The sequence below is a fragment of the Candidatus Goldiibacteriota bacterium HGW-Goldbacteria-1 genome, assembly GCA_002839855.1.
Lineage (GTDB): Bacteria > Oederibacteriota > PGYV01 > PGYV01 > PGYV01 > PGYV01.
Window position 1 is genome coordinate 126,996 of the sequence record PGYV01000004.1, and the last position, 14,987, is coordinate 141,982.

The 14,987-nt window shown below is 42.2% G+C and carries 17 protein-coding genes; 2 read left to right on the plus strand and 15 right to left on the minus strand.

Features of this window, described 5'->3' with window-relative positions; genetic code table 11:
* Positions 1-16: 16 nt before the first annotated feature.
* The 9 genes from CVV21_04340 to CVV21_04380 are packed head-to-tail and all read right to left on the minus strand — an operon-like array spanning position 17 to position 6,986.
* On the minus strand, positions 17-1,561 hold the full coding sequence (locus CVV21_04340) for a hypothetical protein (protein ID PKL91979.1): 1,545 nt from the start codon (positions 1,559-1,561) through the stop codon (positions 17-19).
* Entirely contained in the window at positions 1,562-2,743 is a 1,182-nt protein-coding gene (coaBC, locus tag CVV21_04345; protein PKL91980.1) for a bifunctional phosphopantothenoylcysteine decarboxylase/phosphopantothenate--cysteine ligase CoaBC, read from the minus strand.
* Positions 2,744-2,746: 3 nt separating this feature from the next.
* Complete coding sequence (gene rpoZ, locus CVV21_04350; GenBank protein ID PKL91981.1) at positions 2,747-2,980, minus strand: DNA-directed RNA polymerase subunit omega; 234 nt, start codon at positions 2,978-2,980, stop codon at positions 2,747-2,749.
* Entirely contained in the window at positions 2,977-3,558 is a 582-nt protein-coding gene (locus tag CVV21_04355) for a guanylate kinase (GenBank protein PKL91982.1), read from the minus strand. The genes rpoZ and CVV21_04355 overlap by 4 nt, the downstream gene beginning before the upstream one ends.
* Positions 3,555-3,860 (minus strand): hypothetical protein, encoded by a 306-nt coding sequence (locus tag CVV21_04360; GenBank protein PKL91983.1) that lies wholly within the window; start codon positions 3,858-3,860, stop codon positions 3,555-3,557. Before CVV21_04360 ends, CVV21_04355 begins: the two co-directional genes overlap by 4 nt.
* 31 nt (positions 3,861-3,891) lie before the next feature.
* Positions 3,892-4,752 (minus strand): YicC family protein, encoded by an 861-nt coding sequence (locus CVV21_04365; GenBank protein PKL91984.1) that lies wholly within the window; start codon positions 4,750-4,752, stop codon positions 3,892-3,894.
* Positions 4,753-4,789: 37 nt separating this feature from the next.
* The gene (locus tag CVV21_04370; GenBank protein ID PKL91985.1) at positions 4,790-5,422 is read right to left on the minus strand and encodes a hypothetical protein; all 633 of its coding nucleotides are present in this window, start codon (positions 5,420-5,422) and stop codon (positions 4,790-4,792) included.
* Positions 5,409-5,681 (minus strand): hypothetical protein, encoded by a 273-nt coding sequence (locus tag CVV21_04375; GenBank protein ID PKL91986.1) that lies wholly within the window; start codon positions 5,679-5,681, stop codon positions 5,409-5,411. Before CVV21_04375 ends, CVV21_04370 begins: the two co-directional genes overlap by 14 nt.
* 15 nt (positions 5,682-5,696) lie before the next feature.
* A complete protein-coding gene (locus tag CVV21_04380) occupies positions 5,697-6,986 on the minus strand; it encodes a UDP-glucose 6-dehydrogenase (protein PKL91987.1) in 1,290 nt (429 codons plus the stop codon).
* A gap of 164 nt (positions 6,987-7,150) precedes the next feature.
* Between CVV21_04380 and CVV21_04385 the strand changes: the two genes are divergently transcribed.
* Entirely contained in the window at positions 7,151-8,476 is a 1,326-nt protein-coding gene (locus tag CVV21_04385) for a hypothetical protein (GenBank protein ID PKL91988.1), read from the plus strand.
* Positions 8,477-8,580: 104 nt separating this feature from the next.
* Positions 8,581-9,435: a tRNA pseudouridine(55) synthase TruB gene (truB, locus tag CVV21_04390; GenBank protein ID PKL91989.1), complete on the plus strand. Its 855-nt coding sequence runs from the start codon at positions 8,581-8,583 to the stop codon at positions 9,433-9,435.
* A 23-nt stretch (positions 9,436-9,458) separates the two neighbouring features.
* Here truB and CVV21_04395 read toward each other — a convergent pair whose 3' ends face one another.
* From CVV21_04395 to CVV21_04420, 6 genes are all read right to left on the minus strand, one after another.
* Positions 9,459-10,286: a nitroreductase gene (locus tag CVV21_04395; protein PKL91990.1), complete on the minus strand. Its 828-nt coding sequence runs from the start codon at positions 10,284-10,286 to the stop codon at positions 9,459-9,461.
* A 13-nt stretch (positions 10,287-10,299) separates the two neighbouring features.
* Positions 10,300-11,748 (minus strand): glutamate--tRNA ligase, encoded by a 1,449-nt coding sequence (locus tag CVV21_04400; protein PKL91991.1) that lies wholly within the window; start codon positions 11,746-11,748, stop codon positions 10,300-10,302.
* Between the two features lie 137 nt (positions 11,749-11,885).
* Positions 11,886-12,227 (minus strand): cell shape determination protein CcmA, encoded by a 342-nt coding sequence (locus CVV21_04405; protein ID PKL91992.1) that lies wholly within the window; start codon positions 12,225-12,227, stop codon positions 11,886-11,888.
* 10 nt (positions 12,228-12,237) lie between these two features.
* Positions 12,238-13,161: a hypothetical protein gene (locus CVV21_04410; protein ID PKL91993.1), complete on the minus strand. Its 924-nt coding sequence runs from the start codon at positions 13,159-13,161 to the stop codon at positions 12,238-12,240.
* 69 nt (positions 13,162-13,230) lie between these two features.
* Positions 13,231-13,527, minus strand: coding sequence for a hypothetical protein (locus tag CVV21_04415; protein ID PKL91994.1), 297 nt, complete (start codon positions 13,525-13,527; stop codon positions 13,231-13,233).
* Between the two features lie 754 nt (positions 13,528-14,281).
* On the minus strand, positions 14,282-14,809 hold the full coding sequence (locus CVV21_04420; protein ID PKL91995.1) for a hypothetical protein: 528 nt from the start codon (positions 14,807-14,809) through the stop codon (positions 14,282-14,284).
* Positions 14,810-14,987: the final 178 nt, after the last annotated feature.

The window sequence follows — 14,987 nt, forward strand, 5'->3', positions numbered from 1 at the left end:
GTTTACTCCTGTCATATCAGTATAAAACCGTTATTTTATTTTTACCTCTAACCGTGCCGCTGCTTACCGTAAAAAAATAAGTCCCGTTTCCGGCTTTGCGTCCGCTTGTGGTTTTGCCGTCCCATTTAACGTAATTGTAACCTGTGTACGCGGCTGAAACATCAACTGTCTTTTTCCATACAACATCACCCGCCGCGTCATAAATGGTAATAACAGTTTCAGCCGGGGCTGATAAGACATATGTGATGGTTGTGTTTCTTTCACGGTCGGGAGAAAAAGGGTTTGGCCAGTTATAAGTGCGCATTTCAACCGCCCTGTCAGGGTTTTCAGTCAGCGCCCTGTAGGCGTTTATCCTGCCCCAGCCGGTCTTAATGTCATAACCGGGGTCGCCTATGTCATCCGCTGACATCTGCATTATTTTTCTGACCCGTTCTTCTTTAATCCCGGGGTTTAAAAGTACAACCTGCGCGGCAAGCGCGGACACAAACGGCGCGGAAAACGAAGTGCCATCCACGGATTCATAACCCGAATTCTTTGATGTCGTTGTAATACCCACACCCGGCGCTGTTAAATCAACTTTACCGTAGGTGGAAAAGTTCGCTTTATTATCATTTATATCGGAAGCCCCGACACTTATCACCTGTGAATAAGCGGCAGGGTAAATCTTCTCGTTTATTCCTGAATTTCCGGAAGAAGCTACAAGCACACACCCTTTTCCAGCGGCATAAGCCACCGCATTCTGCAGGGTAATTCCTCCGTAGCTGCCGCCAAAACTCATGTTTATTACGTGCGCCCCATTGTCGGCCGCCCACACGCAGGCGTAATAGATATCCGCATCATGGCCAAAACCGTCTTCATCAAGCGCCTTTATAGGCATTACTTTTATCAAAGAACTGCCATTGCTGTAGGCCGCACCTGCTATTCCATTTCCATTATTTGTATTTGCCGCAATTATTCCCGTCACAAGCGTTCCGTGCCCTTCATCCGCGTCATCATCCACATTACCGCTTCCATCAATAGCGTTTATCCCGTTAACTGTAGTGCCGATAATATCAGAATGTTCCCTTCTTAGACCGGTATCAATAACAGCAACAATAACCTGCCTGTTAAGCCCTGAAGTAATAAGCGATTCCTTGTAAACTTTGTCCTCTTCTATTTTATTATAACCCCATTGGCTGCCGTTTTGATAATACGTATCATCAGGCCCGCCAGTAAGAGGAGTATACCCTGCTTTTCTTTTATAGTTTGGTTCCGCGTATTCAACAAAAGGAAGCGAGGAGAAATAGGAGATTTTTTCTGTGATATTAATGCCGTCCGGTACTTCAACACAGCGGATGTCAAGGGCGCTAAAGTGCGGCCGAATGTCCCTGCAGCCGCCTTCTTCAATAACAGAAACAATAAGGCTATCGCGTGAAGTGCTTTTCCAGCCGCGTTCTTTGGCGTAACTTTCCATTACAGACGGTTCAAATACTTTTTTAAACCCTATAATTATGCTCTCTGCTGCCGTTAAAGAAAAGGCAAACGATATAAATACTATCAATAACGCAGCGGTTTTTTTCAATTACCCACCCGCTTTTATTATGCTGTCTATTATCACAGAGGCAAGTTCCTGCTTTGTACCGCCTCCCGAAAAAACCTTTTTCCCGTTTTTGGTAAAAATAGTTATGGCGTTGTCATCAGATTCAAACCCGCGGCCTTCTTTTGATATGTCATTAAAGACTATCATGTTTAATTTTTTCCTTTTCATCTTTTCAACGGCCCTCTTTTCCCCGCCTTCGCTTTCCGCGGAAAAGCCCGCTATAAACTTTTTGCCTTTATTGGCCGCGGCCCAGGCTATTATGTCTTCGGTGGGTGTAAGTTTTATTTCAAGGCCTTCCCCCCTTTTCATCTTGCCTTTGTGCCTTGGCACAGTGTAGTCGCCGACGGCAGCCGCACCTATAACAATATCAGTTTCCTTAAGGTTTTCTTTAACCGCATCCATCATATCAGATGCAGATAAGACTTCCACGATTTTATCCGCCCCCGGAATATAGGATGTCTTACCTGTGATAAAAATAACTTTTGCGCCGCGCGTTTTTGCTTCCTGTGCAAGATAATATCCGGTTTTGCCGGATGAAGGGTTGGATATAAAACGGACATCGTCAATGAATTCCCTTGTGGGGCCGGACGTAATAAGTACTGTTTTACCGGTCAGGGATTTTTTTTTTAGCGCTGCCGTGACAGCAGACACAATTTTTTCCGTGTCTTCAATGTGGCCGTCGCCTTTGTCGCCGCAGGCAAGTTTCCCTTTTTTGGGGCCTATGAAAACATAACCCAGTTTTTCAAGCTTATTCACGTTTTCTTTTACAATTTTATTGTTCCACATGGCAGTATTCATCGCAGGCGCGATAAATACCCTTTTGCCGGACGCCGCCATCACCACCGTTGTTAAAAGGTCATCCGCAATTCCGGACGCTATTTTGCCGATTACATCGGCGCTTGCCGGCGCGATAACAACCGCAGCGCAGTTCTGCGCAAGGCCGATGTGCGTGACAGGCGATGAATGATTTTTAGATTCAAAAAACAGGTCATCGTACACGGGATTCCCGGACAGCGTGCGCAGCGTAAGCGGGGTGATAAATTCTTTAGCCCCGTCCGTCAGCACGCAGTTTACGTTAAATCCGGAATCCTGAAACCTTCTGACCATGTCTGCCGCCCTGTATGCGGCAATGCTTCCTGTCACGCCAAGAAGTATCGTATCCATTTTTTATTTGTCTTTTTCCACGTTGATTATATCAAGGTCAAAATCAGCAAATTTCAGTTTGCCTTCCCTGAATTCTTTTATCGCGATAACCGGGGGTTTGGTCTTTCTGTCTTTTTCTTCTATCTCACCAAGATTCTCCCTTATTTCTTTAGCCCTGTTTGAAATCACAATAACCGCCGCGTACTTGTTGGGCATCTTTTCCGTAAGATCCTCGCTTGAAAAATCTATCTTCTTCATTTATTGCCTCCTTTTTCCTGTATTTCAAGGTTGACTATATAGTCAAGGTATTTAACCGCGTGTTCCACGCTGTCATTTATTATTATGTAATCGTACTTTTTTCTTTCAAGCATTTCTTTTTTGCCAAGTTCTATCCTTTTTTTCATATCCTCTTCAGACTCTGTCTTTCTGTTCTTCAGCCTGTTTTCAAGTTCTTTCAGGGAAGGCGGTATGATAAAAATTGTCACGCATTTGTCCTTAAGTTTTTTCTTAAGGTTTTTAGCGCCCTGTATGTCCACATCCATTATTACATTTTTGCCCTCTTCTGTGCTTTTTATTAAGGGTTTCTTTGGAGTGCCGTAAAAATTGTCAAGCACCCTGGCGTATTCAAGAAACTCGCCTTTTCTGATAAGCCTTTTGAATTCATCCTGCGTATAGAAAAAATAATGCTCTCCGTTTTTTTCGCCCGCCCGCGGCTGCCTTGTTGTGGCGGAAACAGAAACCGTGAAATCACTGCGGTTCTTTAAAAAACCGCTTGTAACCGTAGTCTTGCCCGCGCCCGACGGAGCGGATATCACAAATATAAGCCCTTTTTTCATTTTTTATCCGGTTCCTTTTCCTTAATTTTTTCTTTTGGCGCTTCCTTTAACTGCTTCTTTTCCTGCCTTACACTTTCAAGCCTTCCGCCAAGGGTTTCCGGCTGTATGGCGCATATTATGTAATGCCCGCTGTCGGTAATCACGACAGACTTAACTTTTTTGCCATGGGTGGCGTCAATTAACTTTCCCGCGTTTCCTGCCGTTTCTATCATGCGCCTGACCGGGGTGGAATTGACGGCAATTATGGAAATTACCCTTGATGCCACCACCGCGTTGTCAAACCCTAAATTCAAAAGCTCCATTATTGCCGCACCTTCTTAAAGTTGCAGGCCGCTACTCCAGGTTCTGCGCCTGCTCTCTTATTTTTTCCGTGGTCTCTTTTATGGAAATAACGCTGTGAGAAACCGCGGGGTTTGACACTTTTGACGCAATGGTGTTAACTTCCCTGTAAAGTTCCTGCGCCAGAAAATCTATCTTTCTTCCCGCCACTTCACCGGAACTTATAAATACTTCCAGCTGTTTTATGTGTGAACTAATCCTCACCAGTTCTTCTGTGATGTTGTGTTTGTCCAGCGCTTCCACCACGTCCAGGCTTAAGAAACTTTTTGCCTCTTTGCCTTCAAGTATCTTGGAAAGGCGTTCGCGGGTTTTCTGTATGTATTCTTCCTTAAAAGTTTCAAAGTGCCCTTTTATCTTTTTTGCTTCCGCGTCTATAAAAGCGGCCCTTTTGCCTATATCCGCAAGAAGCCGGGTTCCTTCTTTCTTTTTCATCTTCATAAAATCTTCAAAAGCATCTTCTATGGAAGGCTTAACTTTTTCCCACGTGTATGAAGCGCCGCCCACGGTTTCTGTCTTTACAATCCCTTCAACCCTTTCAATGATAAGGGACGCGGGGACTTCCTGTTTAATGCCCGCGGTCTTATAAAGTTTCTTTAAAGCCGCGTAAGCGGACTTAAAAAGTTTTTCATCTGTCTCCACTTTTTTTGCCGCGTTGTTCTTTTCTATGTTCACATACAGGTCTATCCTTCCCCTGTTTATCTTTTCATTCAGGAATTTGTATATATACGGCTCTGCCGCAAAAAACTCGGAAGGCAGATGCAGCACCACTTCTTTATACTTTGAATTAAGCCCTCTTAAATTTATGGAATATCCCTGCGCGCGGAATGTTCCCCATCCTGTCATGCTGTAAGACATATGTTATCCTCTCGTTTGGGCTTTTAAGCCCGTAATTTTATTTGGTAAGTACCACTCCAAAAGTAATAATTGAAACCACAAGCGCTGTCAGCCCTATATACGGCCAGCTGGCTATCATGTTAAGAACGTTGTCATCGGTACCATAAGCGGACTTAAGCCCGTTTATCTCTTTTTTTAGCCTTGCAATTTCCCTTTCGTTATTTTCAATCTCTTTTCTTAAGACTCCCATAATGTCATCCCAGCTCTGCATTTTGCCGGTCCTTGCGTCCATCTGCTGTTTGACGTCAGAAAACTCTTTCATATAGACATCTGCTTTTTCTTTATATTTAATAAACCTTTCATCAAGCAGGGCAATGCTTTCTTTTACGCCCGCAAGCGAAGCCACAGCCGACCTTGTTTCTATGCTTTTTTCATCCGCAATAGCCAGCTGATTTTTTACCCGTTCAAGTTCTGTCTTTAACGCGGCCATTTCCTGTTTCATTGCCTGCGCGGCTGTTATCGCGTCTTCAGCCGCTTTTAAAGCTGAATCAGACCTGTTCTTTGCAGCATCAAGTTTTTCCTGGAATACGGTATTATCCGGCTGCGCAGCAGGCGTAACCGCGCCTTCCGCGAAAAGCGCGGAGGACATTATAAAAAATATAACAGCTAAAAATAAATTACTTGGCTTCATTTTTATCCGCCAGCCTGTCATAAACAAAATCAAACATAGAAACAATTGTAAAGCCCATGCCGAACACCAGAAAAATAAAAGTGAACACGCTGGACATAACGCCGTCCCACTTGGCGCCGGTGGAGATAAACACCACAATTGACAGGACAATTAAAAACGCCCAGAACATCGCGTTTATTACAAGGTAGTCCTTCATTGTGTACTTTGTGTCGTCTGATACCGCTGCCTTCCTGTTTTCTTTGTTTTTATTCTTTGCCATTTTTCACCCCTTAAATTAATTTCTTCCTATGCCCGTATATTCAAAGCCCTGCTTTTTTACTGTTTTAGGGTCATATATGTTTCTTGCGTCAACAATTACGGGTTTTTTCATCGCCGATTTTATTCTCTTAAGGTCAAGCTCCCTGAATTCGTTCCATTCGGTTAAGACCACAAGGCATTCCGCTTTCTCCGCGGCCTGATACGCGTCTTTTACAAAAGTCACGTTCTTTAAAACTTTTTTCGCGTTGGGCATTGCCACGGGGTCATACGCCTTTATCCTGCACCCTTTTTCCGAAAGGGACTTTATTACATCAAGCGCCACCGCTTCCCTTATGTCATCCGTGTTGGGTTTAAAGGCAATTCCAAGTATGCCAATCGCCCTGCCTTCCACTGTGCCAAGCATTCTCTTTATTTTATTAAGGACGAGTTTTTTCTGCATTTTGTTTACTTCCATGACCGCATTTAAAATAAGGGGCTCGTAATCCTCGCTGCGGGCTATGTTAATAAGCGCTGCCACGTCTTTGGGAAAACACGACCCGCCAAAGCCCGCGCCCGCGTTTAAAAACTGCGACCCTATCCTTTTATCAAACCCCATTACTTCCGCCACTGTGGAAACATCGGCGCCAACGCGTTCGCAGATATTTGCTATTTCATTTATGAAAGATATCTTGGTGGCAAGGAACGAGTTGGAAGCGTACTTAATCATTTCCGCGCTTCTTAAATCCGTTACCACTATTTTGCATTTTAAAGGGGCAAAAATCCCGGCAACTTTTTCAGCCGCGTCTTTTTTCTTGGCGCCAATTACCACCCTGTCCGGGTTCATAAAATCATGAATAGCGCTGCCTTCCCTTAAAAATTCCGGGCACGATACAACATCGTACCTGCTTTTGCCTTTATAGTTATCCTCTATGATGCTTTCAACAAGGTCGCCCATTCCGATAGGGACCGTGCTTTTATCAACAATAATCTTGTCATCAGTCATGTTTTTACCAATGCTTTTTGCCACTTCTTTTACAAACGTAAGGTCTGCTTCGCCGTTATGTTTTGGCGGGGTGCCTACCGCGATAAATATTACTTCCGCGCCTTTCATTCCTTCTTTTATGGACGTGGTAAATTTAAGCCTTTTCATGTTCCTTTTTACAAGTTCTTCAAGGCCCGGTTCGTATATGGGAAGGATATTTTTCTTAAGGTTTTCAACCTTTTTCTCATCCACATCCACGCATGTGACATCGTTTCCAAGGTCGGCAATGCAGGTGCCTGTAACAAGCCCTACATAACCTGTTCCTACCACGCAAATTTTCATCAAAACCTCCAATAAATAGTAAAGGACATACGTATAACCTGACCTTATTTTATACCATAAAATAAGGGTATTTACAAGTTTCTAAACTGTGCAAAACAGAGCATAAATCCATATTAAAAACATTTAATCTATGTTAATATCTGTAAAACAATTAAAGGGGTTAGGGATTGAAAAAAACTATTTTACTGACGCTTCTGCTTGCCGTATCTTCATTATTATTGGCGGAGGATTCCGCTAAGCTTTATACATTAGACAACTGGTGGGAAGGCGGTTATACCAAGCGCCTTGCTTTAGGAACAGTTATATATGGCTTTGAAGACGGCAATAACACTTTTGACCTTTATAATATGGGGTTTCCTGCCGCTTTTGTGACACGGACAAAAAAGAATGTTATCTCCCTATCCGCTAACTACCAGACCTCCCCCGACCCGCTTAGGATGATTTTCGGCAGTGATACAAATTCAATTACTTACTGGTTTGACAAGAATAATATCATTAAAGCTGACTGGAGATATAACCGCGAGTACGAACCCGGCAGGTTTCACCCTTCCCCTCATACATATTACTCCTCATATAACGGCACAACTTACACAGTTAATGGTTCTTCTTCATCCGATGCAAAATATTCAAATATCGGAAGTATTGAATATATATTGAATTTAAATAATTTCAGTTTTGGCATAGGCGCTTCAAACTATTTATATTACAGTGAATATGAATATTCAGATTATAGGAATGCAATTTCAGGAACCGGAGAATCATATTTAGATTCCGGAATACATATAGACGAAGACCGGCTTATGACTTTTTTGTTTAGTGCTACATCTCAATTTTCTATATTAAACTTATCTTTAAATACCGGTTTTCTGCACGGAGAAACAAAAAAGTTATTAGCTTATCAGGATATCATTTCGCACCAAAACTATCATTCCGCACATATTTTCGAACAGATATTTTTTGATTTTGGCGCAGGGATACACGAAGATTCATTTGAGCTTTTATTTAAAATATCACCGCGAATAACAATATATGAAAAACCAAATGACTATTATGGCCCTACAGATAAACTGCTGGCTGAACTAAAAGCCAGGTGGCGAATGACCGAATGGCTTAACGTTTACGGCGTATTGGTGCCGGCAGGTTTGACCCTTGGGCTTGAATATACCACTTCTGCTGTTAAAGCCTGTATTGAAATAAACAAAGGCAACAAATATGCCGGCATAGAAACAGAATTTATTGATAACTTTATACTAAGGTTAGGAGCCGGTAAAACAGAATCAGACTATTATTTAACCAGTCCGTATTTTACAGATACCGCAGATTTTTATTCTTCATATGAAGACTTATTTATTACAGGCGGGCTTGGTTTTAAAACCAATAATTTTAAATACGATTTTTCCTGCAAGTGGACTCCCGTAATTGACACATATAACAACTACAATCTTAAAGATGTATTCATCTTTTCTCTAACAACAAAATTTTTCTGGGATTGATACCGCACAACAATCCGGTTCTTCTTCTATAGCGTTTAAATGTACTTTCCACTTTACACTTATTGTGATATCATTTGCCCTGCAAAAAACAACAAGGCGGTAACATGGACGGAATTTTACTTTTATACAAAGAAAAAGGGCCCACTTCATTTAAGGCCATAGAGCAGGTTAAAAAACAGTTCAAAATAAATAAAATAGGCCACACCGGCACCCTTGACCCGATGGCAGAAGGGCTTCTGGTTGTGCTTCTGGGCAGCGCTACCAAAATAGCGGATTATGTGGATGATACCAAAGAGTATGAAATGCAGATTCAGTTTGGCGCGGCCACAGACACTGACGACGCCATGGGCAAAGAGATAAATACCCTGCCTGTGCCCGCGGATTTAGCGGATAAAATAAACGCAAAAATAGCTGATTTTACAGGCAAAATCATGCAGATTCCGCCGGCGTATTCGGCAATAAAAAAAGACGGAAAAAAACTGTACGAACTTGCCCGCGCCGGCAAAGAAGTAAAACCGGAGCCTAGGGCAGTGGACATATTTTCAATTGAAGTGCTGGAGGTTATTGACACCACCGCGCGCCTTAGGGTGGCGTGTTCTTCAGGCACATATATGAGAAGCCTTGCCCGCGACCTTGCAGAAGCCGTTAATACCTGCGGCCACCTTTCATATTTAAAGCGTACCAGAATAGGAAAATTCAGCAGCGACAACGCCCTGACATTATCGGCGATTGAAGATTTACAGAAACACATAATTTCCATCAATGACACCCTGTATAACGTAAAAGAAGCCCAGATAAGCGCCCCGGAGCAATTAATGTTAAAAAACGGGATAGCGTTAAAGAACCGGTTTGGTTTTAAACCCGGCGAGGTAATCAAAGCCGTATTTGACGGCAAAGTATTGGCAATGTGCACGGTTGAAGGCAGTGTATTAAAGATAAACAGAGGAATAGAGATTTAATATTTTATCCGTAAAATTAAATTTTATTCCGTGACGTACGTGGAATAATACTTTTTCTCCCCGCATTCTATTGCCGGCCTGGCAAACTGCCACTTTCCGTTTATCCCAAGTTCATTGCAGGCAAGTTCAAAATGTTTCATGGCTATTCCAATATCTATTGTCTGCCCGAACTGGAATTTATATTTTGGCGTGTATTCAAGATAAAAATGAAACGCATTATCCGCTTTTATAATTCTCCACGGCTGCTGGTTGGAAGCCGAAGGGCCTATCCTTACGCATTCAAGCGGCTGTTCAAACCTGCCTGCTGCTTCTTTGTTTAATGACTTTGTAAAATCATCTTCAAAAAACATCATGTTCCAGTGGTGACGCGTGTCAGATTTTACAAAGACCCTCATGGCTTTATCTTTCAGGCGCCTTTTTTCCACGGCGTAACCCACAGGCGTTACCGCTATCAAATCTTCATTCTCTTTTAAGTTCATCGCGGCGCTGAAACCCGCTTTATCATACGTTACGCCCATCCAGCATGTACCCAATCCTAAAGAAGAGCAAAGCAGTATCACCTCTTCAAAAATATAACCGACATCCGCAAGCGATTTGTCTTTTTTCTCTGCAGCCGCGGTAATAAATACTTTTGCACCTTCAATTGTCCCGTACGTTCCCAGTTTCATCGCCTTTTCAGCATCCACAGCTTCTATATCCACCAGTACCATACGGACTTTCGCGCCAAAAGGGCCTGTTTTATCCCCTTCAATTGCTGACCTTAACGCGTTTATCTTTTCCGGTTCTATATCCATATCCTTAAACGTGCGCCACGAAGCCCTGTCTTTTATTATTTGAATCGCGTTCTTCATATATTCTCCCGTTTTAAACCATTAACTTTTTAATCCTTTTAATACACCTGTCTTTTCCCACAATCTCTATCAGGTCAAATAATCCCGGCCCCTGCGTGGCGCCGCTTAACGCGACCCTTATCACATGCATGTACACTTTTGATTTTATGCCCGCAGCTTCCATATCCACCCTTACGCGTTCTTCAACTTTTGGTTTATCTTCTGTGCCTTCCTCTTCAACTATTTTTAACAACACTTCAAGGACTTTTACTCGCTCTTCCGCGTTTTTTTCCCATACCTTTTGTGCTTCCGGCTGCATTTCAACATCATCTTTAAAAAAGTATGACGACAGCGCTCCAATTTCGTTTATAAGTTTTAATTTTTCCTGCTGTACCACGACCACTTTTTTCAGATAATCCCTTTTTGAAACCGCTTCTGCTTCAGTTATGTATCCGTCATTTATTAACTGCGGTATGCAAAGGTCTGTCAGTTCATCAATACTTTTCTTTCTTATGTACATGCCGTTAATCCACTGAAGTTTCTGGTCGTCAAACATAGCGCCCGCTTTATGCACGCGCGTAAGGTCAAATTCGGATATTAATTCTTCCATTGTCATAATGTCTTTGCCCGATTCCGGCGACCAGCCCAGAAATGCCAGATAGTTTACCATTGCCTCTTTTAAGTAACCCATCTTTCTGTAGTTTAACACGGCAGTTTCGCCGTGCCTTTTGGACAGCTTGCTTTTATCCCTGCCCAATATCAGGGGGATGTGCGCGAATTTTGGTACCTGATACCCCAGCGCTTTATACATGTGTATCTGCTTTGGAGTGTTTGAAAGGTGGTCTTCACCGCGTATGACGTGGGTGATGCCCATGTCCGCGTCGTCCACCACAACCACAAAATTATAAATAGGCATGCCGTCCGCGCGCAGAATTATCATGTCGTCCAGTACGCTGTTTGCTGTCCTTACGTCTCCCCTTATCATGTCTTCCACTATTACTTCGCCGTCTTTTGGCACTTTTAACCTTACGGTATATGTTTTGCCGGCAGCTTCATTTGCTTTTACCTGCTCCGGTGTTAAAAGCGCGCATCTGCTGTCGTATTTAAAAGCCCTTTTTTCCGCTTCGGCTTTTTTTCTTTCAGCATCAAGTTCTTCTTTTGTGCAGAAGCATTTATACGCTTTGCCGTCTGCAATTAATTTTTCAGCGTGCTTGTGATAAACATCAAGCCTTTTAGTCTGGTAATACATGGAATCATCCGCGCTTTTTCCGGGGCCCTCGTCCCAGTCCAGGCCAAGCCATTTTAACGAATCAAGTATTTCCTGTTCCGACTCTTTTGTGGAACGTTCTTTATCGGTATCTTCTATTCTTAATACAAACACGCCTCCCTGCCTTTTGGCAAAAAGGTAATTAAATAACGCGGTCCTTGCACCGCCTATGTGAAGGTATCCTGTGGGGCTTGGCGCAAAACGTACTTTAATCATATTGTTTCTCCTTTTTAAAAAATAGCACCTTAACAGTTTAAGCAGTTAAGCTATAGCGGCGGCAAACCGCAGCATTTTACAAATAAAAACAGCCGGCTTATATCGCCGGCCGCATATTTTTAATAATTAACCGTTTTTTATTTCTGCGCCGCAGATTCCATTTCGCAGCTGCCTTCAAATATTACGCCTTCTGCCATTACTATCCTTGGAGTTTTAATGTCGCCGTAAAGTTTTCCGGTGTGCAGAAGTTCAAGTTTGACAGTGGCAATGACGTCGCCCGTCACTTTTCCGGCGATTACGGCAAACTTTACTTCCACATCGCCTTTTATCACAGCGTTTTCGCCTATTATAACACCGGCATCGGTTGTGACATTGCCTTCCACTTTGCCGTCTATGCGTATTGTGCCTTTGGCATTTACATTGCCTTTTACTTCACAATCCCTGGCAATAATAGTGGCCACATTTGATGATGAAAACATTTTGTCCGCCTTATTTATTAAGCGCCACTTCTTCGCGCATGTATTTTACAGGATTTACCGCAACTCCGTTAAGCCTTACTTCATAATGCAGATGCGGCGCGGTTGACCTTCCGGTATTTCCCACGTATCCAAGTATCTGCCCTTTTTTAATGTGCTGCCCGTTTGTCACAACAAAATTTCTCATGTGCCCAAAACGGGTGGTATATCCATTTGCGTGATTTATAAGTACCATATTGCCGTAGCCGCGTTCAAAACCTGCCGCCACCACAACGCCGTCTGCCTGCGCTTTAATAGGCGTGCCTTCATCATTTGCTATGTCCACGCCCTCGTGAAATGTAAGGGCGCCGGTGAACGGATCCATCCTTGAACCAAAACCGGCGGTTATCCAGCCCTTAACAGGCCATCCCGAAGGCACAGCTGTCATCCTTGCCCTCTGTTCTGTAATATATTTTATTATCTGCTGGTAGCTTTGCTCTGACTTACGCGACTCTTCGTCTATATATTTGGCGGCAAGCGCAAATGAATCTGTCTCTATGCTGCTATCCCTGTCTTTAATGTGTTTTTGAAGCATCTGCGAATCAATATTTGTGGGGCCGCCAAAACCTGTGTATTTAATTATGCCTTCCCTGCTTTTCAGCTTAAGCATTCCCCTAAGCTGCCCGTCAAGCTCTGAAATGCGCTTAACAGCTTCCCTGGCTTTTAAAATTTCAGCGGTGAAAACCTTATGTTTCTGATTAAGGTATTTGTTGTACTCAATAGTGGCCCTGTAATTGGCATGCCTTGATAAGATGAAAGCGGAAACACCTATTCCGGACACCCATAATAATAAAAGCCCGGCGAAAATAATTCCGCTTAATCTGATACTTACCACTTTAGAATTGTCGTCGGGAACAAGCATTATTGTCAGATGCTTTTCCCTCTTTTTTAGCTTCATTACTTACCCCCTGACGGCACCGCGGGCCCCCGCCCTTGATTAATCCGCCATTCAGCCAAACAGTTTATTTTACTTGTTTGCTTCAACAAGTTTTTCTTTTAATTCAGGAGAAATATTTTCAATATCTTCCATTAATATCTTAACTTTTCCGCCGTCAACTTTTGTGCCTTTAAGGAATGTTAATTTAGCGGCTTTAAGCTTTGTTAAAAGCATATCAGAGTATTTTCTGGGAGCGTAAATATATACATCCGCACCGTCATCGTTTGGATAAGGTTCAAGTGATACCCTTATAAGTGACCCCGGATAAAGCCTTTTTGCCTCGTTTTTCAGCCTTTCAGCAATTGCTTCTGCCTGTGTTGCTCCCATTCTAAGCCTCCTTAAAGAATAATTTTAGTTTATACATCTTCCGGTTCAATAAAATTATTATAAGTCAATTATATGGCTGTTGTCAATAGGTTATCGTTTACAAAGGCACACATAGGGTTTCTTAATGCAAAACAGAGGTGTTAAAAACAAGTTACAAGTTACAAGTTACAAGTTACAGGTTACAAGTAACAAGTTACAGGTTACAAGTTACAAGTTACAGGTTACAAGTGACAGGTTACAAGTGACAGGTTACAAGTTACAAGTTACAGGTTACAGGTTACAAGTTACAAGTTACAGGTTACAGGTTACAACTTACAGGTTACAACTTACAGGTTACAACTTACAGCTTACAACTTACAGCTTACAACTTACAGCTTACAACTTACAGCTTACAACTTACAGCTTACAAGTGACAGCTTACAAGTGACAGGTAAACAATAAAAAAAGTTACAGATTACAAATTATAGGTTTGTTTCACCTGTAACTTGTAACCTGTAACTTATTACTTGCAGTTTCTCACCTGTAACTTGTAACCTGTAACTTATTACTTGCAATATTTCACCTGTAACTTGTAACCTGTAACTTGTTACTTGCAATGTTTCACCTGTAACTTGTAACCTGTAACTTATTACTTGCAATATTTCACCTGTAACTTGTAACTTGTAACCTGTAACTTGTTACTTGCAATATTTCACCTGTAACTTGTAACCTGTAACCTGTTACTTTTTATTTGCTACCTGTAACCTGTAACCTGTTACCTAATCTCTATCCCGCCAAACACCGCATTGGCTTCAACTTCAATTGCGGGAGAACCTTCTTTATAAGAATCCGTCACATAAATGGTTGTTCCAAAAGCCGCAGTATTGCCGTTTGGAAGCATTACCCCGCCAAATGCCGCGTTTCCCTTTATTTTGTAGGGTTTTGCCTTGTCAATTTTCACCTTAACCCCGCCAAAAACCGCGTTAAGTTCAATTCTTGCCCCGCCCGGCTCCACCTTAGTTAAATCAATATTTGATGCCCCAAAGATAGTTGAATACTCGCCGGAAATATTATTTCCTTCAATAGTGCTTTCAGAAAACATTGTCTCCCTGCCTGTCTGCGATATGCCGCAGCATTTCTTGAAAACTCCCGGAAATAAAATACTTATTCCCACAAAAATTACAAAAGCGGCAAACAGAATCCTGAAAAGCGGCAGTATTATACCAAAAGCTTTCAGCATTATACTTATCCCTATAAGTATAAAAAAAACTCCCCAAAACAGTGACCACACATGCATTTTCATTTTCCTCCTCCACATATTGAATTATTTTACATGCTTTAATTTTATCATCCGTTTCGTGTTTGTCAAATGGAATTAGTATCAAGTTACAAGTTACAACTAACAAGTTACAACTGACAAGTTACAACTGACAAGTTACAACTGACAAGTTACAACTGACAAGTTACAACTGACAAGTTAC